General features: G+C 70.6%; 21 protein-coding genes. 9 read left to right on the forward strand and 12 right to left on the reverse strand.

From position 1 onward, the window contains the following. Positions 1-128 precede the first annotated feature (128 nt). From AC5Y4Z_RS23965 to AC5Y4Z_RS23975, 3 genes are read right to left on the reverse strand one after another with little or no spacing between them, the layout of a single operon-like run. Positions 129-782 (reverse strand): GNAT family N-acetyltransferase, encoded by a 654-nt coding sequence (locus tag AC5Y4Z_RS23965; RefSeq protein WP_499967400.1) that lies wholly within the window; start codon positions 780-782, stop codon positions 129-131. A 16-nt stretch (positions 783-798) separates the two neighbouring features. After that, positions 799-2088 carry a molybdotransferase-like divisome protein Glp gene (glp, locus tag AC5Y4Z_RS23970; RefSeq protein WP_499967401.1) on the reverse strand — a complete coding sequence of 430 codons (1290 nt, stop codon included), beginning with the start codon at positions 2086-2088 and terminating at the stop codon, positions 799-801. Between the two features lie 56 nt (positions 2089-2144). Continuing rightward, the gene (locus AC5Y4Z_RS23975; RefSeq protein WP_499967402.1) at positions 2145-3056 is read right to left on the reverse strand and encodes a UTP--glucose-1-phosphate uridylyltransferase; all 912 of its coding nucleotides are present in this window, start codon (positions 3054-3056) and stop codon (positions 2145-2147) included. Positions 3057-3133: 77 nt separating this feature from the next. Here AC5Y4Z_RS23975 and AC5Y4Z_RS23980 point away from each other — a divergent pair, with 77 nt between their 5' ends. From AC5Y4Z_RS23980 to AC5Y4Z_RS23990, 3 genes are all read left to right on the forward strand, one after another. Continuing rightward, positions 3134-3727, forward strand: coding sequence for a 5-formyltetrahydrofolate cyclo-ligase (locus AC5Y4Z_RS23980; protein WP_499967403.1), 594 nt, complete (start codon positions 3134-3136; stop codon positions 3725-3727). Positions 3728-3802: 75 nt separating this feature from the next. Continuing rightward, positions 3803-4153: an FmdB family zinc ribbon protein gene (locus AC5Y4Z_RS23985; protein ID WP_499967404.1), complete on the forward strand. Its 351-nt coding sequence runs from the start codon at positions 3803-3805 to the stop codon at positions 4151-4153. Positions 4154-4219: 66 nt separating this feature from the next. Then, a complete protein-coding gene (locus AC5Y4Z_RS23990) occupies positions 4220-4885 on the forward strand; it encodes an SAF domain-containing protein (RefSeq protein WP_499967405.1) in 666 nt (221 codons plus the stop codon). 7 nt (positions 4886-4892) lie between these two features. Here the strand turns inward: AC5Y4Z_RS23990 and AC5Y4Z_RS23995 are convergent, their stop codons facing one another. The 9 genes from AC5Y4Z_RS23995 to AC5Y4Z_RS24035 all read right to left on the reverse strand — a co-directional run bounded on the left by AC5Y4Z_RS23995 (position 4893) and on the right by AC5Y4Z_RS24035 (position 10909). Beyond that, entirely contained in the window at positions 4893-5327 is a 435-nt protein-coding gene (locus AC5Y4Z_RS23995) for a large conductance mechanosensitive channel protein MscL (RefSeq protein ID WP_499967406.1), read from the reverse strand. 143 nt (positions 5328-5470) lie between these two features. Next, on the reverse strand, positions 5471-5614 hold the full coding sequence (locus AC5Y4Z_RS24000; protein ID WP_499967407.1) for a hypothetical protein: 144 nt from the start codon (positions 5612-5614) through the stop codon (positions 5471-5473). Positions 5615-5630: 16 nt separating this feature from the next. After that, entirely contained in the window at positions 5631-6191 is a 561-nt protein-coding gene (locus AC5Y4Z_RS24005; protein WP_499967408.1) for a MogA/MoaB family molybdenum cofactor biosynthesis protein, read from the reverse strand. Beyond that, entirely contained in the window at positions 6191-7690 is a 1500-nt protein-coding gene (locus AC5Y4Z_RS24010; RefSeq protein WP_499967409.1) for a S1C family serine protease, read from the reverse strand. Before AC5Y4Z_RS24010 ends, AC5Y4Z_RS24005 begins: the two co-directional genes overlap by 1 nt. A 73-nt stretch (positions 7691-7763) precedes the next feature. Then, entirely contained in the window at positions 7764-9308 is a 1545-nt protein-coding gene (locus AC5Y4Z_RS24015) for a HAMP domain-containing sensor histidine kinase (RefSeq protein WP_499967410.1), read from the reverse strand. Next, a complete protein-coding gene (gene mprA, locus AC5Y4Z_RS24020; protein WP_499967411.1) occupies positions 9308-9994 on the reverse strand; it encodes a two-component system response regulator MprA in 687 nt (228 codons plus the stop codon). The genes AC5Y4Z_RS24015 and mprA overlap by 1 nt, the downstream gene beginning before the upstream one ends. Before the next feature lie 69 nt (positions 9995-10063). Further along, a complete protein-coding gene (gene rpmF / locus AC5Y4Z_RS24025; protein WP_007168835.1) occupies positions 10064-10237 on the reverse strand; it encodes a 50S ribosomal protein L32 in 174 nt (57 codons plus the stop codon). 158 nt (positions 10238-10395) lie between these two features. Then, positions 10396-10716, reverse strand: coding sequence for a DNA-binding protein (locus tag AC5Y4Z_RS24030; protein ID WP_499967485.1), 321 nt, complete (start codon positions 10714-10716; stop codon positions 10396-10398). Positions 10717-10738: 22 nt separating this feature from the next. After that, a complete protein-coding gene (locus tag AC5Y4Z_RS24035; RefSeq protein WP_499967412.1) occupies positions 10739-10909 on the reverse strand; it encodes a hypothetical protein in 171 nt (56 codons plus the stop codon). A 260-nt stretch (positions 10910-11169) separates the two neighbouring features. On the opposite strand from AC5Y4Z_RS24035, the gene AC5Y4Z_RS24040 reads away from it, so the two are divergent. Genes AC5Y4Z_RS24040 through AC5Y4Z_RS24065 form a run of 6 tightly spaced genes read left to right on the forward strand, consistent with a single transcriptional unit; the run spans position 11170 to position 19573 of the window. Then, positions 11170-12891, forward strand: a complete 1722-nt coding sequence (locus AC5Y4Z_RS24040; protein ID WP_499967413.1) for an acyclic terpene utilization AtuA family protein — start codon at positions 11170-11172, stop codon at positions 12889-12891. Then, complete coding sequence (locus tag AC5Y4Z_RS24045; RefSeq protein ID WP_499967414.1) at positions 12888-14036, forward strand: acyl-CoA dehydrogenase family protein; 1149 nt, start codon at positions 12888-12890, stop codon at positions 14034-14036. Before AC5Y4Z_RS24040 ends, AC5Y4Z_RS24045 begins: the two co-directional genes overlap by 4 nt. Next, positions 14033-15628: an acyl-CoA carboxylase subunit beta gene (locus AC5Y4Z_RS24050; protein WP_499967415.1), complete on the forward strand. Its 1596-nt coding sequence runs from the start codon at positions 14033-14035 to the stop codon at positions 15626-15628. The genes AC5Y4Z_RS24045 and AC5Y4Z_RS24050 overlap by 4 nt, the downstream gene beginning before the upstream one ends. Before the next feature lie 5 nt (positions 15629-15633). Next, complete coding sequence (locus AC5Y4Z_RS24055) at positions 15634-17628, forward strand: acetyl/propionyl/methylcrotonyl-CoA carboxylase subunit alpha (protein ID WP_499967416.1); 1995 nt, start codon at positions 15634-15636, stop codon at positions 17626-17628. Beyond that, the gene (locus AC5Y4Z_RS24060) at positions 17625-18791 is read left to right on the forward strand and encodes an acyl-CoA dehydrogenase family protein (RefSeq protein WP_499967417.1); all 1167 of its coding nucleotides are present in this window, start codon (positions 17625-17627) and stop codon (positions 18789-18791) included. The genes AC5Y4Z_RS24055 and AC5Y4Z_RS24060 overlap by 4 nt, the downstream gene beginning before the upstream one ends. Then, positions 18791-19573, forward strand: coding sequence for an enoyl-CoA hydratase family protein (locus AC5Y4Z_RS24065; protein WP_499967418.1), 783 nt, complete (start codon positions 18791-18793; stop codon positions 19571-19573). The genes AC5Y4Z_RS24060 and AC5Y4Z_RS24065 overlap by 1 nt, the downstream gene beginning before the upstream one ends. Positions 19574-19619: the final 46 nt, after the last annotated feature.

Below are 19619 nucleotides of genomic sequence, written 5' to 3' on the forward strand. Positions count from 1 at the left end.
CCTGACCCCCGCGAGGCTCATCGGCGCGGTCGGGCCAAGTGACCAGCACAATTACACACCTGTAATTTCCCTCTCACAAGCACCAAGTGTCACTCGTGTCGCGCTAGCCACACTCGGCGCACCCTGCGTCAGGCCCAGCTGGCCTGACCGGCGCGGACCAGCGTCGACGCCACCGATCCCTGCACCTCTTCCACCGTGATCGCCATCAGCAGATGGTCGCGCCAGGCCCGGTCCACCTCGAGATAGCGCTGCAGCAGGCCCTCCTCCCGGAACCCGACCTTTGCCAGCACCGCGCGGCTCGCGGCGTTCTCCGGGCGCACGGTGGCCTCGACGCGATGCAGCATGACGGGACCGAAGCAATGATCAAGACCCAGCGCCAACGCGGCCGTCGCCACCCCGCCGCCGGTGGCCGACCTCGGCACCCAGTAGCCGATCCACGCCGAGCGCAACGCCCCGTGGGTGACGTTGCCAATGGTCAGCTGGCCGCAGAACCGCCCGTCGAGCTCGATGACGTACGGCAGCATCCGGCCCTTGCGGGCCTCGGCGCGCAGGCCCGAACAAAGCGCGGGCCACGCGGCGACCGTGTGCCGGATCGTCCAATCGCCGTCGGCGCTGGGCTCCCACGGCTCGAGGTGCGCGCGGTCGGCCAACCGGATCCGGCTCCACTGCGTGCCGTCGCGCATCCGCACCGCCCGCAGCCGGACGACGCCGGCCGGCACCCGCAGCGGGCCGACATTCAACGGCCAACCGGGATGGCGAGAACTATTGCGCAACAGGTTCATAAGCAGCCGGTGGCGCCTAGCCGCGCTGGGCCAGGAACGCGACGTCGACGATCTCCCCGGTGCGGATCTGCTCGGCGCCGCTGGGCACCACGACCAGACAGTTCGCCTCGGCCAGCGTCGCCAGCAGGTGCGACGACCCCGGCGCGCCGCCCAGCGCCTGCACCAGGTACTCGCCGCTGTCCTGGTCGCGCATCAACTGGCCGCGCAGGTAGCCCTTGCGGCCGGCCACCGAGGTAATGGGCGACAGGGCGCGGGCCTGCACGATGCGGCGCATCGGCTGGCGCTTGCCCAGCGACAGCCGGATCAGCGGCCGCACCATCACCTCGAAGACCACCAGCGCGCTGACCGGGTTGGCCGGCAGCAAAAACGTCGGAACACCCTCGCGGCCCAGCTGCCCGAAGCCCTGCACGGACCCCGGGTGCATGGCGACGCGCACGACCTCCATCTCGCCGAGCTCGGCCAGCACCGAGCGCACCGCCTCGGCGGCCGCGCCCCCGACCGCGCCGGCGATCACCACCACCTCGGCCCGGTTGATCTGGCCCTCGACGACCTCACGCAGCTGCCTGGGATCGTTGCTGACGATGCCGATGCGATTGACCTCCGCGCCGGCGTCGCGGGCCGCGGCGGCCAACGCGTAGGAGTTGACGTCGTAGACCTGCCCGTTGCCCGGGCTGCGCGTTATGTCGACCAGCTCGCCGCCCACGGCGATCACCGACAGCCGCGGGCGCGGATGCACCAGGACCCGGTCGCGGCCCACCGCCGCCAGCAGCCCGACCTGCGCCGCGCCGATGATCGTCCCGGCGCGCACGGCGACATCGCCGGGCTGCACGTCGTCGCCGGTGCGGCGCACGTAGGCACCCGACGGCGCCCCCCGGTAGATCCGCACGCGCGACGTCCCGCCGTCCGTCCACCGGATGGGCAGGACGGCGTCGGCCAGGGTGGGCAGCGGCGCGCCGGTCTGCACCCGCACGGCCTGTCGCGGCTGCAGCCGACTGGGCGTGCGCGAGCCGGCCTCGATCGTGCCCATCACCGGCAGCACCAGCCCGTCGCGCCGGTCTTCGTCGCCCGGGCCCTCGTCGGGTGGCTCACCGAGACTGTCGGCGCCGACCTCGCCCACGCCCAGCACGTCGACGCTGCGCACCGCGTAGCCGTCGATGGCGGCCTGGTCGAAGCCCGGCATGGGCCGCTCGGTCACGACTTCCTCGGCGCACATCAACCCCTGCGCCTCGGCGATGGCCACCCGGATCGGCCGCGGAGCCACCGCGGCCGCCGTTATCCGGGCCTGCTGCTCCTCCACAGAACGCACAAGCGCGCCTCTCTGCCCTCATGGCGCCGCCCCATGGGCCCTGGCGGGTACCGGCGTTACTGCTCGGTCAGGCCCAACCGCGCCACCAACCATCGCCGCAAATCCGGGCCATAGTCGTCACGATCCAATGCAAAGTCAACCGCAGCCTTCAGGTAGCCGCCGGGATTTCCCAAGTCGTGTCGGGATCCGTGATGCACGACGACGTGCACCGGGTGGCCCTCGTCGATCAGCAGCGCGATCGCGTCGGTGAGCTGGACTTCGCCGCCGGCGCCCCGGTCGATGCGGCGCAGCGCGTCGAAGATCGCGCGGTCGAGCACGTAGCGGCCGGCAGCGGCATACAGCGACGGGGCGTCCTCGGCCTTGGGCTTTTCGACCATGCCCTTGACCCGCAGCACATCGGGGTTGTCGTCGTCCGGCACGGCCTCCACGTCGAAAACCCCGTAGGCGCTGATCTCCTCGGGCGCCACCTCGATCGCGCACAGCACCGTGCCGCCGTGGTCGGCCCGCACCTTCGCCATCGTGTCCAGGACGCCGGTGGGCAGCACCAGGTCGTCGGGCAGCAGCACCATCACGGCGTCCTCGTCGGCGGCCAGCGTGGGCTCGACGCAGCTGATGGCGTGCCCCAGCCCGAGCGGCTCGGCCTGCACCACGGACTCCACCTTGATCAGCTGCGGCGCGCGGCGCACCTTGTCGAGCATGGCCTTCTTGCCCCGCGCCTCGAGCGTGCCCTCCAGCACCAGGTCTTCGACGAAGTGCGCGACGACGCCGTCCTTGCCCTCGGAGGTGACGATCACCAGGCGCTCCGCGCCGGCCCCGGCCGCCTCCGCGGCGACGAGCTCGATGCCGGGGGTGTCGACGACCGGCAGCAGCTCCTTGGGCACCGTCTTGGTCGCGGGCAAAAAGCGCGTACCCAGGCCGGCCGCGGGGACGATCGCCGTGAAGGGGATCGGAACTTCTGGGCGGGACATTGTTCAAACGATAACCCTCGTCAGGTGCGCCGAGGCGGTGTGGCGGCGCGCGCGCCGGGCCTGACATGGTGGACGGCATGGCAGCCGCGAACAAGGCCGAGTGGCGCGGGCAGCTGCTGGCCGCGCGGCGGCGCGTTGCTGACGACGTGCGGGCGGCCGAGGCGCGCGCCCTCAGCGAGCGGCTGGAGGCGGTGGTCGACGGCGCGGCCACGGTCTGCGCGTACGTGCCGGTGGGCACCGAGCCGGGGTCGATCGAGATGCTCGGCACGTTGCTGCGCCGCTGCGGGCGGGTGCTGCTGCCGGTCGCGCGGACCAGTGACAGCGACGAACCCTTGCCGCTGCAATGGGGCGAATACCGGCCGGGCGCGCTCGTCCCGGGGCCGTGGGGGCTGCTCGAGCCGCCCGAGCCACTGCTGCCGGCGGCGGCCCTGGCCGAGGCCGCGGTGATGCTCGTGCCGGCGCTGGCCGTAGACCGCCGGGGCGTGCGGCTGGGCCGCGGCCGCGGGTTCTACGACCGCTCGCTGGACGCCCGCGACCCGGCCGCGCGGCTGATCGCGGTGGTGCGCGACGCGGAGTTCGTCGACGAGCTGCCCGCCGAGCCGCACGACGTGCCGATGACCCATGCGCTGACGCCCGAACGGGGCCTGATCGCGCTTTTCAGCCGGGAATGATCGCGATCACGTGGCGGTTCTAGCACTTAAGACGGTAGAGTGCTAATGCAGCCCGACAGATTCTCGGAGGTTTTCGTGCCGACCTACAGCTACGCGTGCACCGAGTGCGCCGACCGCTTCGACGTTGTGCAGGCCTTCACCGACGACGCGCTGACCACGTGCGAGAAGTGCTCCGGCCGGCTGCGCAAGCTGTTCAACTCCGTGGGCGTGGTGTTCAAGGGCAGCGGCTTCTACCGCACCGACAGCCGCGAGGACGGCAAGAAGTCGAAGAGCTCCGGCACCGGATCCACCGACACCGCAGCGTCGAGCTCCGGCTCGAGCGACAAGGCCGCGTCCGGGGACACGAAGGCCTCGACCGACAAGGGCGGCTCCAGCGAGAAGTCGACCAGCACCGCCGCCCCGGCCACCGCGGCCGCCTCGAGCTGACCGGTTATCCACAACCCCGCTTGTTGACCCACACCGCCGGCACCGGCCCGCGGTTACCGTTGCGCCGTGGGCGAACCATCGCTGAATCCGGCGCTGCTGCGCCGGATCTCGGCGTCGCTGCGCCCCGACTGGACCCGCACCGTGCTGGCGCGGCGGGTGGCCGCCGGTGGGCTCGTCGTGCTGGCCGGCATCGCGACGCTGCGCTCGAACCCCGACGCTGACTCCGCCGACGTGGTGGTGGCCGCGCGCGACCTGCGCCCGGGCGCCGCGTTGACCGCCGACGACGTCCGGCTCGAAAGGCGTTCTGTGACAACGGTTCCCGAAGGAGCGCCGACCGAGCTGGCCGCGGTGGTGGGTGCGACGCTGGCCAGTCCCGCGCGCCGGGGGGAGGTGCTCACCGATGTGCGGTTGCTCGGCAGCCGGCTGGCCGAGTCGACCGCGGGCCCCGGCGCGCGCATCGTGCCGTTGCACCTGGCGGACGGCGCCCTGATCGACCTGGTCCGGGTCGGCGACGTGGTGGACGTGCTGGCCGCGCCGGCCACCGACGCGCCGGGCGCCCCGGCCGTCACCAAAGTGGTGGCGACCGACGCCGTCGTCGTGCTCGTTTCAGCCAAGCCGAAGGCTCAGGCCGCGGACAGCGACCGCGTCGTATTGGTTGCGCTGCCGGCGCGCGTGGCGAACCCGGTGGCGGGGTCGACGCTGGGCCAGGCGGTGACGCTGACCCTGCATTGATTCGCGATCAGGCGGACGGCGCCGGCGTGCCCTGGGGGCTGGCGCAGTATTTGCACTTGTGCGCGGCCTCGGGGATGTCCGACATGCACTCCTGGCATGCCTTGGTCGCCGGTTCTTCTCCGAATACCGTGACCCCGCGGCGGGCCTGAATGTGCTTGTAGGGCACCACGATCATGAAGTACACGGCCGCCATGAAGACGACGAAGTAGATGAACGCCGAGATCAGCGATCCGATGTCGAGGAACGTCGCTTTGTTGCCGTCGTCGCCGAGCTGCCAGCCCAGTCCGAACTTGGTGCCCGGCTGGACGGCCGCGACCAGCGGGTTGATCACGCTGTCGGTAAACGCCTTGACGAGGTTCGAGAAGGCCAGGGCCACCACCAGACCAATGGCCACGGTGATCACGTCACCGCGCATCACAAAACTCTTGAATCCCTTGAACATGCGCACACCTCCCGTAGCGCCGAATGCCAGGGCAGCGCGGTGCCGCCCGAGACAAAAGGTATGGCCCCATTGTGGGCTAGCACACATCCCCGGGCAATTAGTCACCAAAGGTTGACCGCGCCGTGATACGGCGGAGCGTGAGCTCAGCCGTGGTGTGGGGGGACGTTGTCCCGCAACCACTGCTCATGGTCGCGGGCGTCCGGGTCATCCGCGTCGCGCGGCTCCGGGACTGCCCAAAACGATTCGGCGCCGGCCCCGGCCCGGTCGCGCTCCGACGGCGTGCTCACCCAAAAACCTGGGCGGTCAGATTTCCAGGCTCGACAGCTGGCCGATGATCTGCGCGGCGAGCGGGTTCAGCGTCGCCATTCCGTCGCGCACCGCGTAGCGGGAACCGGCGAGGTTGACCACCAGCGTGCTACCCGATACCCCGGCCAGCCCGCGGGACAGCCCGGCGTCGGTGATGCCCGCCGACAGCCCCGAGGCGCGGATGGCTTCGGCGATTCCCAGGATCTCGCGGTCCAGGATCTCGCGGGTGGCCTCCGGCGTGACGTCGCGCGGGGTGACGCCGGTGCCGCCGACCGAGACCACGAGGTCCACCCCGCCGATGACCGCGGTGTTGAGCGCGTTGCGGATCTCGACCTCGTCGGCCGCGACCGCCACCACACCGTCGACGACGAATCCCGCCTCGGTCAGCAGCTCGGTGACCAGCGGTCCGCTGTGGTCCTCCTCGTCGCCGTGCGCGGTGCGATCGTCGACCACCACGACCAGCGCCCGGCCGACCACCAACTCCGCACCCGTTTCCATGGGTGCCACCGTATATCCGAGGTCGGACAATCCGGCCGCCGAGGGCTCATCGACTCTCATCACTGATCCGCCTTGCCGAGGGTGACCTGAACCGTGCGGCTGCCGCCGCCGGGATCCTGGAACGTCAGCGACACCTTGTCGCCCGGCGCCTTGGACCGCACCGCGGCCACCAGCGCGTCGGCGCTGCTGATCGGGCGGTCGTCGACCTTGGTGACGACGACGCCCTTGGGCACCCCGGCCGTCGCGGCCGCGCCGTTCGGCACCACCTCGACCACCTTGGCGCCCGGCGTGCCCTTGTCGCTGGTCACCTGGACACCGAGCGAGGCGTGCGTCGCCTTGCCGGTGCTGATCAGCTCGTCGGCGATGCGCTTGGCCTGATCCACCGGGATCGCGAAGCCCAGGCCGATCGAGCCGCTCTGCGAATCGGGCGAGTCGGCGCCCAGGGTCGCGATCGCCGAGTTGACGCCCACCAGCTGGCCGCTCATGTTGACCAGCGCGCCGCCGGAGTTACCCGGGTTGATCGCGGCGTCGGTCTGGATCGCGTCCAGCACGGTGTTCTGGTTGCCCGTCTCGCCGGTGGTGGACACCGGGCGGTTCATCGCGCTGATGATGCCGGTGGTCACCGTGCCCGACAGGCCCAGGGGCGACCCGACCGCGACCACCGGCTGGCCGACCCGCAGATCCGAGGAGGAGCCCAGCGAAATCGGGGTCAGGTTGGAGATGCCCTGCACGCGGATCACGGCGATGTCGCTGGTCGGGTCGGCACCGACCACCGTGAACGGCGCGGTGCGACCGTCGGAGAAGGTCACCGTCGTTTTCGGTTGCGGACCAGCCGGACCCCCCGGACCACCGGGACCGCCCGGAGCGCCGGGTGGTCCGCCGGGGCCGCCCGGCTGCTTGGCCGCGGCGGCGACGACGTGGTTGTTGGTCAGGATCAGCCCGTCGGTCGACAAGACGATGCCCGAACCCTCTTCGGACTGGCGGCCGATGTCGGTCTCGAGCATGACGACGCTGGGCACCACCTTGGCGGCGACCTGTTCGACGCTGCCCGGTGGCATGTTCGCGGCCGGAACGCTGGGGGCCACGCCCGGGATGATGCTGTGCCCGTTGCCGCCCGTGGCGTGCGTGCCCAGCTCGACGGCCGTCGCGGCCGCACCGCCGATACCCGCCGACACCACCGCGATCGCCAGCGCACCCGCGGTCAATAACCCTGCGCGGGAACGCTTTTGGGGCATCGGCGCCGGACCGCCCGGGCCCATCGGCGGCAGCATGTGGATGGGGCCCGTCCCCGTCCCGCCGGGGATGGGGCCCGCCCCGGTGCCGCCGGGGATCGGGCCGGGCCCGGTGCCGCCGGGCGCCCGGACCGGCCCCGTGCCCGTGTACGGCTCGTAGGGCCGACGGTATTGCGTCGTGGGCTGGGCCTGCTGGTAGCGCCAGTCGTACTGCGGGTTGTACGGCTGCTGGCGCCCCTGGGCATAAGCGGGCGGAACAGGCTGATTAGGCCCGGTACGGTATCCCGGCTGCTGCGGCGGTGGCGAATACCTCGGGTCATTCGTCATGGCGCTAGGTCGCTCTTCCTGTATATCGGTACGTCGGGCTCGATCGGGCTCGAGTCCAACACTAACTGCAGACCTACCTTGCCTGCGCGGACTGAGAGTCCACTGAGATAACGTTCGCCGGTTCCCGAGAGTTCGCCGAGTGGCCCGTCACGGGCATGGCGGGGTCGGTCTTGAGGCTTTCGGTGTCGGAGCCGGCCCCCGGGTAAGGCGACACCGGGATCGGGCGGCCGGGCAGCAGCACATAGATAGAGGTGCCCGGGGGCTGGCCACCGGGCACGGTGTCCTCGACGCGCAGCAACCCACCGTGGTTGAGCACCACCTTCTTGACGATCGCCAGCCCGAGCCCCGAGCCTGGCATCGCCCGCGCCGTCGTCGACCGGTAGAACCGCTCGAAGACCAGGCGGCGCTCGTGCAGCGGGATGCCGGGCCCGTGATCGGACACCACCAATTCGGCGTGCGACGGGTCGAGCTGGCGCAACGTGATGCCGACGCGGCCGCCGGCCGGGCTCCACTTGGCCGCGTTGTCCATCAGGTTGAGCACGGCGCGCGACAGCCCGGCGGCGTCGCCGTAGACCTGCCACCCGATCGCCTCGACGTCGAAGTGAATATCGTTGCGCCGCCGCCTGACCCGTTCCAGGCTGCGATCGATCACCTCCGACATGTCGACCGTCTCCTGCACCACCTGGCCGGCGTCGTCGCGGGTGAGGTCCACCAAATCGCCGACCAGCGTGGACAATTCCTCGATCTGGGCGATCACGTCGGCGCGCAGGTCGACCATCTCCTGCTCGGGTAGCCGCGGCGCCCCCGGTTCCATCGAGGCCATCAGCAGCTCGACGTTGGTGCGCAGCGACGTCAGCGGGGTGCGCAGTTCGTGTCCGGCGTCGGTCACCAGCCGCGCCTGCCGCTCGCGCGACTCGGCCAGCGCCCTCAGCATCAGGTTGAAAGCCTCGGTGAGCCTGGCCAATTCGTCGCTGCCGAACACCGGGATGGGCCGCAGGTCGTCGGTGCGCGCCACCCGCTCGGTGGCCTGGGTCAGCCGGGCCACCGGACGCAACCCGGCCCGGGTGACCATGCCCCCGGCCACCGCGGCGACCGCGACACCGATCCCGCCGACGATCAGCAGCACCCAGCGCAGCTTGGTCATCACCGCCTCGGTGGGCTTAAGGCTCTTGGACAGCAGCAGTGAGCTGCCGTTGGGCAGATGGATGGCCAGGATTCGCTGGTCGGCCGCGGTGCGCCGCGACATGAACAGTTCGCCGCTGATGACGGCCTTCTCGGTGGATCCGACGGGCAGGATCTGGCCCGGCTGGTTGGCGGTGTAGACCGAGTGGCCCGGGTTCACCAGCATCGCGTTGACGTCGGAGTAGGCGGTGCCCTCGATGGCCTTGCCCGGGTCGGCGGCCAGGGAGCCGCTGGCGATCAGCAGCTGCGCCCGGCTCTGCAGCTGGTTGTCGATGTCGCTGTAGAGCGCGGCCGAAATCACCGCGTACACGGCGAACGACATCAGCACGACGACCATCGCCACCATCGACATCGCCAGCAGCATCACCCGCCACCGCAACGACAGCGAGCTGGTGGCTCGCAGCGGTGCGTGCCGGCGCGGACGGATCCGGATCATCAGGGCGGCGTCTCCCGAAGGACGTAGCCCACCCCGCGCACGGTGTGGATCAGCCGCGGCTCGCCCTCGGCCTCGGTCTTGCGGCGCAGGTAGCCGACGTAGACCTCGAGCGCATTGCCGGAGGTGGGGAAGTCGAATCCCCACACCTCCTCGAGGATGCGGCTGCGGGTGAGCACCCGGCGCGGGTTGGCGATCAGCATCTCCAGCAGCGCAAACTCGGTGCGGGTCAAGCTGATCCGGCGTTGCCCGCGGGTCACCTCGCGGGTCACCGGGTCCAGGCTGAGGTCGGAGAAGCTCATCGCCACCGACTCGGCGTCATCCTCCGGCTTGGTGCGGCGCAGCAGCGCGCGCATGCGGGCCAGCAGCTCTTCGAGGGCGAAGGGCTTGGGCAGGTAGTCGTCGGCGCCGGCGTCCAGGCCGGCGACCCGCTCGGAGACCGAATCACGCGCGGTGAGCACCAGGATCGGCAGGTCGTCGCCCGTGCTGCGGAGCTGGCGGCACACCTCGAGGCCGTCCAACCGCGGCATCATCACGTCCAGGACGAGCGCGTCGGGCCGGTCGCTGGCGATCATGTCGAGCGCCTCGACCCCGTCGTGGGCCAACTCGACCGAATAGCCGTTGAAGGAAAGCGACCTGCGCAGCGACTCGCGTACCGCACGATCGTCGTCGACGACAAGAATCCGCACGGCCACTAGTTTCGCCCTAGCGCCTGAGAGCGGCCTGAGAGACGCGCCGCGTGTTTGCCGAGATGTCCGCTAGCGGCGGTCGAGGTCGATCAGACCGAGGCGGGCCGCCTTGAGCAGCCGGCGCGGCACCTTGTGCTTCTGGCCCGCCACCGTCACGCCCACGAGCTCGGTCTTGGTGGCCTTCCACTGGGCGCGGCGGCTACGGGTGTTCGCGCGCGACATCCTGCGCTTGGGTACGGCCATGGTTTTGGGGGCCTAACTCCTCGTTCGGGGGCTTCTTCGGGCATGTCGCGCGACGTGGCCGGTCCGGCCGACGTGCGACGATTGGGTATCAGGATAGTCGGTGACCAGCCGGTCGCCAAAACGGCGCTCGAACTCCGCTCGATGCGTCTGGTCCGACTTCAGGCCGTCGCATGTTTGACGAATTCGTCGAGTACTTGGCGCGAAAGCTTCGACACGCTCATCTTGCGCGCTTTCGCGATCGCCTCGAGCTTGTCCCGGGTCGTCACCGAGACGCGTACCTGGACCACCGGCGAGTGTGTCTGGCCGCCGGACAGCGACTTGCCGCCGGGGATCAAATTGGCGGTTTTCTCCCAGCGCTCCTCAGCGATCTCCCTAGCGCGCTCTTCCGTTAGCCGGTCGCCCTGGAACTCGAAGTCGTCCTGGTCGAGATCAGTTTCCGTTACCTCGGCCCCTGACAAGGACTTCGGGAATTTTCCCATGTCGGTCACTCCGTATCTCGGTTCAATCCCTGGTTTGCTCGCGCCACTGGGCCGGCATGCAGTGGATCACCGCGAACCGGTCGGGAAAGCGGTCGTCGGGCACGATTCCGATCTCCAACTCCAGGCCGCGCGCATCCGTGCCGACGTACGTCGCGAAGTCGCCGTCTTCGGAAACCAAGACGGCATTCGACATCGCCTCCCGGATGCGTCCGGCCGCGATGCCATGCTTGCGAGCCGATCGCGTGATCCGCGCCTGCAGCTACCCACTGTGCAGCCCATGTCCGACAATAACGCGAGTATGTATTGCATATCCGGATATTTCTGGCGAACCCCTTCGGAACACCGACAGGTCAACAACCCACGCTTCACGCTGCAGGGCGCTAGCGGTATCGTCACCTACCGGTCGGTTGGTTGGTTCGGGGTTACCGGCATTCCCACGGATGGAGGGCGCGCATGACCTCTATTTCCGGGGCTGCTGGCACCGCCGGCGCCGTCCGCATCGCGAACTGCTCGGGGTTCTACGGCGACCGGCTGTCGGCGATGCGCGAGATGCTCACCGGCGGCGACGTGGACTACCTGACCGGTGACTACCTGGCCGAGCTTACGATGCTCATCCTGGGCCGCGACCGGATGAAGCACCCCGAGCGCGGCTACGCCAAAACCTTCCTGACCCAGCTCGAGGACTGCTTGGGTGAGGCCCGCGACCGCGGGGTGCGCATCGTCGCCAACGCCGGCGGCCTCAACCCGGCGGGGCTGGCCGACGCGATCCGCGCGCTGGCCGAGCGGCTGGGCGTCCCGGCCCGCGTCGCCCACGTCGAGGGCGACGACCTGCAGCCGCGCGCCGCCGAACTCGGGCTAGGCACGCCGCTGACCGCGAACGCCTACCTGGGCGCCTGGGGCATCGTCGACTGCCTGGCCGGCGGCGCCGACGTCGTCGTCACCGGCCGGGTCACCGACGCGTCGGTGATCGTCGGGGCGGCGGCCGCGCACTTCGGCTGGGGCCGCACCGACTACGACCGGCTCGCCGGCGCCGTCGTCGCCGGCCACGTCATCGAATGCGGCGTCCAGGCCACCGGCGGCAACTTCTCGTTCTTCACCGAAATCGGCGATCTGACCCACGCCGGTTTCCCCCTGGCCGAAGTCCACGCCGACGGCTCGTCGGTGATCACCAAGCACCCCGGCACCGGCGGAGTGGTCAGCGTCGACACCGTCACCGCGCAGCTGCTGTACGAGATCACCGGCGCGCGCTACGCCAACCCCGACGTCACCGCCCGGATGGACAGCATCGAGCTGTCGGACGACGGCCCCGACCGGGTGCGCATCGCCGGCGTGCGCGGCGAGCCGCCGCCGCCCACCTACAAGGTGTCGCTGAACAGCATCGGCGGGTTCCGCAACGCGATGACGTTCGTGCTGACCGGCCTGGACATCGAGGCCAAGGCCGAGCTGGTGCGCCGCCAGCTCGAGGCGGCGCTGACCGTCAAGCCCGCCGAGCTGCAGTGGACGCTGGCCCGCACCGACCACGCCGACGCCGACACCGAGGAAGCCGCCAGCGCGCTGCTGCACTGCGTGGTCCGCGACCCCGACCCCGCCAACGTCGGGCGCCAATTCTCTTCGGCGGCGGTGGAATTGGCGCTCGCCAGCTATCCCGGCTTCCATGTGACCGCCCCGCCCGGCGACGGGCAGGTCTACGGCGTGTTCACCGCGGGCTACGTCGACGCCCGAAACGTCCCGCACGTCGCGGTGCGCGCCGACGGGACGCGCGTCGAAATCCCCTGCGCCACGGACACTTTGGAGCTATCCCCCGCCGCCGCGCCACCGCTCCCGGAGCCCCTGCCCGACGGGCCGACCCGGCGCGTGCCGCTGGGTCGCATCGCGGCGGCCCGCAGCGGCGACAAGGGCGGCTCGGCCAACGTCGGCGTCTGGGTGCGCACCGACGACCAATGGCGCTGGCTCGCCAACACGTTGACCGTCGAGCTGTTCAAAGAGCTGCTTCCCGAGGCCGCCGACTTCGACGTCGTCCGCCACGTGCTGCCCAACCTGCGCGCGGTGAACTTCGTCGTCGACGGCATCCTGGGCCAGGGCGTCGCGTATCAGGCGCGATTCGACCCCCAGGCCAAGGGGCTGGGCGAATGGCTGCGCGGCCGCCACGTCGACATCCCGGAAAGGCTGATGTGAGTATCTGGAGCACGCCCGAGCGCGAGCAGCTGCGAAAAACGGTGCGCTCGTTCACCGAACGCGAGATCCTGCCCAACGCCGCCGAGTGGGAACGCACCGGCGACCTGCCGCGCGAGTTGCACCGTCGCGCCGGGGCGGCCGGGTTGCTCGGCGCGGGCTTTCCCGAGGCCGTCGGCGGCGGCGGCGGGGACGGCGCCGACTCGCTGCTCATCTGCGAGGAGGTGCATCAGGCCGGCGCGCCCGGCGGCGTCTTCGCGTCGCTGTTCACCTGTGGCATCGCGGTCCCGCACATGATCGCCTCCGGCGACGCCCGGCTGATCGAGGAGTTCGTGCGCCCGACGCTGGCCGGCGAGAAGATCGGCGCACTGGCGATCACCGAGCCCGGCGGAGGTTCCGACGTCGGGCACCTGCGCACGGCCGCGGTCCGCGACGGTGACCACTATGTCGTCAACGGCGCCAAGACCTACATCACCTCCGGCGTCCGCGCCGACTACGTCGTCACGGCGGTGCGCACCGGCGGCCCTGGGGCGGCGGGGGTTTCGCTGCTGGCGATCGAGAAGGGCACGCCCGGATTCGAGGTCAGCCGCAAGCTGGACAAGATGGGCTGGCGCTCCTCGGACACCGCGGAGCTGTCGTTCACCGACGCGCGGGTGCCGGCCGCCAACCTCGTCGGCGCCGAGAACAGCGGCTTCGCCCAGATCGCACAGGCCTTCGTCGCCGAGCGGGTCGGCCTTGCCGCGCAAGCGTATTCGAGCGCGCAGCGCTGCCTGGACATCACCGTGGCCTGGTGCCGCGACCGGGAGACGTTCGGCCGGCCGCTGATCTCGCGCCAGTCGGTGCAGAACACGCTGGCCGAGATGGCGCGCCGCATCGACGTCGCGCGGGTCTACACCCGAAACGTGGTGGAGCGCCAGCTCGCCGGGGAGACCAACCTGATCGCGCAGGTGTGCTTCGCCAAGAACACCGCCGTCGAGTCCGGCGAATGGGTCGCCAACCAGGCCGTCCAGCTGTTCGGCGGCATGGGCTACATGGCCGAGTCCGAAGTCGAGCGCCAATACCGGGACATGCGGATCCTGGGCATCGGCGGCGGCACCACCGAAATCCTGACCGCGCTGGCCGCCAAAACGCTGGGATTCCAATCATGACCGCCTTGCAGTCCACCCTCGACCCCAGTTCCCCCGCCTACGCCGACGCGGCTGCGGCGGCGGCCTCGCGGCTCGAGGAGATCGACGCCGAACTCGCCAAAGCGCTTGCGGGCGGCGGCCCCAAGTACGTCGAGCGCCACCACGCCCGCGGCAAGCTGACCGCGCGCGAACGCATCGAGCTGCTCGTCGACCCCGACTCCCCGTTCCTGGAGCTCAGCCCGCTGGCGGCCTATGGCAGCGCGTTCCAGGTCGGCGCCAGCATCGTCACCGGCATCGGCGTGGTGGCCGGCGTGGAATGCATGATCGTGGCCAACGACCCGACCGTCAAGGGCGGCACCAGCAACCCCTGGACGCTGCGGAAGATCCTGCGGGCCAACCAGATCGCGTTCGAGAACCGGCTTGCGGTCATCTCGCTGGTCGAGTCCGGCGGGGCCGACCTGCCCACCCAGAAGGAGGTCTTCGTCCCGGGCGGGCGGATGTTCCGCGACCTGACCCGGCTCTCGGCGGCCGGGATCCCGACCATCGCGCTGGTCTTCGGCAACTCCACCGCGGGCGGGGCCTACGTGCCCGGGATGTCCGACCACGTGGTGATGATCAAGGAGCGCTCGAAGGTGTTCCTCGCCGGTCCCCCGCTGGTGAAGATGGCCACCGGCGAGGAATCCGACGACGAATCCCTTGGCGGCGCCGAAATGCACTCCCGCATATCGGGTTTGGGCGACTACTTCGCCGTCGACGAGCTGGATGCCATCCGGATCGGGCGCCGCATCGTGGCCCGGCTCAACTGGGTCAAGCAGGGACCCGCCCCCGGACCCGTGACCGAGCCGCTGTTCGACGCCGGGGAGCTGATCGGCATCGTGCCCGCGGACCTGCGCATCCCGTTCGACCCGCGTGAGGTGATCGCCCGCATCGTCGACGGCTCCGAATTCGACGAGTTCAAGGCCATGTACGGCTCGTCGCTGGTCACCGGCTGGGCCCGGCTGCACGGCTACCCGCTGGGCATCCTGGCCAACGCGCGCGGGGTGCTGTTCAGCGAGGAGTCGCAGAAGGCCACCCAGTTCATCCAGCTCGCCAACCGGTCCAACACGCCACTGTTGTTCCTGCACAACACCACCGGCTACATGGTGGGCAAGGACTATGAAGAGGGCGGGATGATCAAGCACGGGGCGATGATGATCAACGCCGTGTCCAATTCGACCGTCCCGCACATCTCGCTGCTGATCGGCGCGTCGTACGGGGCCGGCCACTACGGCATGTGCGGGCGCGCCTACGACCCGCGGTTCCTGTTCGCCTGGCCCAGCGCCAAGGCGGCGGTGATGGGCGGCGCCCAGCTCTCGGGCGTGCTGTCGATCGTGGCCCGCGCGGCCGCCGAGGCCCGCGGGCAGCAGGTCGACGAGGAGGCCGACGCCGCGATGCGCGCGGCCGTCGAGGGCCAGATCGAGGCCGAGTCGCTGCCACTGGTCCTGTCGGGGATGCTCTACGACGACGGCGTGATCGACCCGCGCGACACCCGCACGGTGCTGGGAATGTGTCTGTCCGCCATCGCCAATGGCCCGATCGAGGGGACGTCGAACTTCGGCGTCTTCCGGATGTGAGCGCAATGGGAATCACTCGAGTGCTGGTCGCCAACCGCGGCGAGATCGCCCGGCGCGTGTTCGCCACCTGCCGGCGGCTGGGCCTGGGCACCGTCGCCGTCTACACCGACCCCGACGCCGCTTCCCCGCACGTCGCCGAGGCCGACGCGCGGGTGCGGCTGCCGAAGACCAACGACTACCTCAACGCCGGCGCGATCATCGCCGCCGCCCGCGCCGCCGGCGCCGACGCGGTGCACCCCGGCTACGGATTCCTCTCGGAGAACGCCGAATTCGCGGCCGCCGTGGCCGACGCCGGCCTGACCTGGGTCGGTCCCCCGGTGGACGCGGTGCGCGCGATGGGCTCCAAGATCGAGTCCAAGAAGCTGATGGCCGCCGCCGGGGTTCCGGTCCTCGAGGAGCTCGACCCCGACACCGTGACCGAGGCTCAGCTGCCGGTGCTGGTCAAGGCGTCCGCCGGCGGCGGCGGCCGCGGGATGCGGGTGGTCCGCGAACTGTCCGCCCTGCCAAGCGAAGTCGAAGCGGCGCGCCGGGAGGCGGCCTCGGCGTTCGGCGACCCGACCGTGTTCTGCGAGCGCTACCTGCCCACCGGCCACCACGTGGAGGTTCAGGTCCTCGCCGACACCCACGGCACGGTGTGGGCCGTCGGGGAACGGGAATGCTCGATCCAGCGCCGCCACCAGAAGATCATCGAGGAGGCGCCCTCGCCGTTGGTCGAGCGGACACCGGGCATGCGCGCCAAGCTGTTCGACGCGGCCCGGCTGGCCGCCGGCGCGATCGGCTACACCGGTGCCGGCACGGTCGAATTCCTGGCCGACGACAACGGCGAGTTCTACTTCCTGGAGATGAACACCCGGCTGCAGGTCGAGCACCCGGTCACCGAGGAAACCACGGGCGTCGACCTCGTCGAACTGCAGCTCGCCGTCGCCGACGGCGCCCGACTCGACGCGGAACCCCTTGCCGCCCAGGGGCATTCGATCGAGGCCCGGCTCTACGCCGAGGACCCCGCGCACGGGTGGCAGCCCCAGGCCGGCGTAATGCACACGTTCACGGTGCCGGCCGTGCGGGCCGAATTCGACTCGCTGGGCGGTCGGACCGGAATCCGCCTGGATTCCGGCATCGCGGACGGATCCACGGTGTCGATCCACTACGACCCGATGCTGGCCAAGGTCATCTCCTACGCCCCGACCCGCCACCAGGCGGCACGGGTGCTCGCCGACGCGCTGGCCCGCGCCCGGCTGCACGGCGTGCGCACCAACCGCGAGCTCTTGGTCAACGTGCTGCGGCACCCGGCGTTCCTCGACGGCGCCACCGACACCGCGTTTTTCGACACCCACGGCCTGGATCGGCTGTCCGCGCCGCTGGCCGACGAGTCGGCGGTCCGACTGTCGGCGATCGCGGCCGCGCTCGCCGACGCCGCCCACAACCGCGCGACGGCCCAGGTGCTGGGCTCGCTGCCCAGCGGCTGGCGCAACCTCGCCTCGGGCCATCAGGCCAAGGCCTACCGCGACGACGCCGACACCGAGCACCACGTCGAATACCGCTTCACCAGAGACGGATTGGCGCTTCCCGCCGACGAGTCGGTGCGGCTGGTCCCGGCGGCGTCGGACGAGGTGGTGCTGAACGCCGACGGCGTGGACCACGGCTTCTCGGTGCGACGCTACGGGTCTCCGGGATCCGAAGACGTCTACGTCGACTCCGCGCGCGGGCCGGTGCACCTGGTCGCCTTGCCGAGGTTCCCCGAGCCGGGATCGGCCGTCGCACAAGGCTCACTGGTGGCGCCCATGCCCGGCAACGTCATCCGCCTCGGCGCCGCGGTCGGCGACACCGTCACCGCCGGGCAGCCACTGATCTGGCTGGAGGCGATGAAGATGGAACACACCATCACCGCACCGTCCGACGGCGTGCTCGCGCAGCTCGACGTCACGACCGGTCAACAAGTCGAGGTGGGCGCCGTCCTGGCGAGGGTGGACGCGCCGCAAGCAGAAGGAGATGCACCGTGACCGATACCAGCTTCGTCGAAAACGAGGATCGCCGGGCGCTGCGCAAGGCGGTGTCCGAGTGGGCGTCCAACTACGGCCAGGACTACTACCTGGAGAAGGCCCGCGCGCAGGAGCACACCACCGAATTGTGGTCCGAGGCGGGCAAACTCGGCTTCCTCGGGGTGAACCTGCCCGAGGAGTACGGCGGCGGCGGCGCCGGCATGTACGAGCTGTCGCTGGTGATGGAGGAGATGGCGGCCGCGGGCAGCGCGCTGCTGCTGATGGTGGTGTCGCCGGCCATCAACGGCACCATCATCAGCAAGTTCGGTACCGAGGAGCAGAAGAAGCGCTGGATTCCCGGGATCGCCGACGGCTCGCTGACGATGGCGTTCGCGATCACCGAACCCGACGCCGGCTCCAACTCGCACAAGATCACCACGACCGCCCGCCGCGACGGCGGTGACTGGATCCTCAAGGGCCAGAAGGTATTCATCTCCGGCATCGACCAGGCGCAGGCGGTGCTGGTCGTCGCGCGCACCGAAGAGGCGAAAACCGGCAAGCTGCGCCCGGCGCTGTTCGTCGTGCCCACCGACGCGCCCGGCTTCACCTACACCCCGATCGAGATGGAGCTGATCAGCCCCGAGCGCCAGTTCCAGGTCTTCCTCGACGACGTCCGGCTGCCCGCCGACGCGCTGGTCGGGGCCCAGGACGCCGCGATCGCACAGCTTTTCGCCGGCCTGAACCCCGAACGCATCATGGGCGCGGCCAGCTCGGTGGGCATGGGGCGGTTCGCGCTGAGCAAGGCCGTCGATTATGTCAAGACCCGCCAGGTCTGGTCCACGCCCATCGGTGCGCACCAGGGGCTGTCACATCCGTTGGCGCAGTGCCACATTGAGGTGGAACTGGCCAAGCTGATGATGCAGAAGGCCGCCGCGCTCTACGACAGCGGCGACGACGCGGGCGCGGCCGAGGCCGCCAACATGGCCAAGTACGCCGCGGCCGAAGCGGCGAACCGGGCCGTCGACCAGGCCGTGCAGTCGATGGGCGGCAACGGGTTGACTAAGGAGTACGGCGTGGCCGCGATGATGACCTCGGCGCGGCTCGGACGCATCGCGCCCATCAGCCGGGAGATGGTGCTGAACTTCGTCGCGCAGACGTCGCTGGGCCTGCCCCGAAGCTACTGATGGACACCCTCGTCGAATACGCGGGCCCGGCCGACACCGGCGGCCCGGTCGCGCGGCTGACGCTGAACTCGCCGCACAACCGCAACGCGATTTCCACCGCGCTGCTGGCCCAACTGCACCAGGGGTTGCGAGATGCCGCGGCGGACCCGGCGGCGCGGGTGGTGGTGCTGGGACACACGGGCGGCACCTTCTGCGCCGGGGCGGACCTGAGCGAGGCCGGCGAAGGCTCACCGTTCGACACGGCGGTGGCGCGGGCGCGGGAGATGACCACCCTGTTGCGCGCCATCCTCGAATTGCCGCTGCCGGTGATCGGCGCCATCGACGGGCACGTGCGCGCCGGCGGGTTCGGTCTCGTCGGCGCCTGCGACATGGTGGTCGCCGGTCCCCGCAGCACCTTCGCGCTGACCGAGGCCCGCATCGGGGTCGCCCCGGCGATCATCTCGCTGACGCTGCTACCGAAGATCTCGGCGCGGGCCGCGGCCCGCTACTACCTCACCGGCGAGACGTTCGACGCGAACGTGGCGACCGAGATCGGACTCGTCACGCTGGCCGCCGACGACGTCGATGCCGCGGTACAGAAGTTGGTCGCCGACGTGAGCCGCGGCTCGCCGCAGGGGCTCGCGGCGTCCAAGGCGCTGACGACGGCCGCCGTCCTGGCGGGGTTCGACCGCGACGCCGACCGCCTCACCGAGGAGTCCGCGCGGCTGTTCGTCTCCGACGAGGCCCGCGAGGGCATGCTGGCGTTCCTGCAGAAGCGCCCGCCTAGTTGGGCAAACGTCTAACGGCGCGACACGACGCCGAGCGACCGCGGAAAATGCCTGGCGAAAC

The organism is Mycobacterium sp. NGS63 (assembly GCF_059812295.1).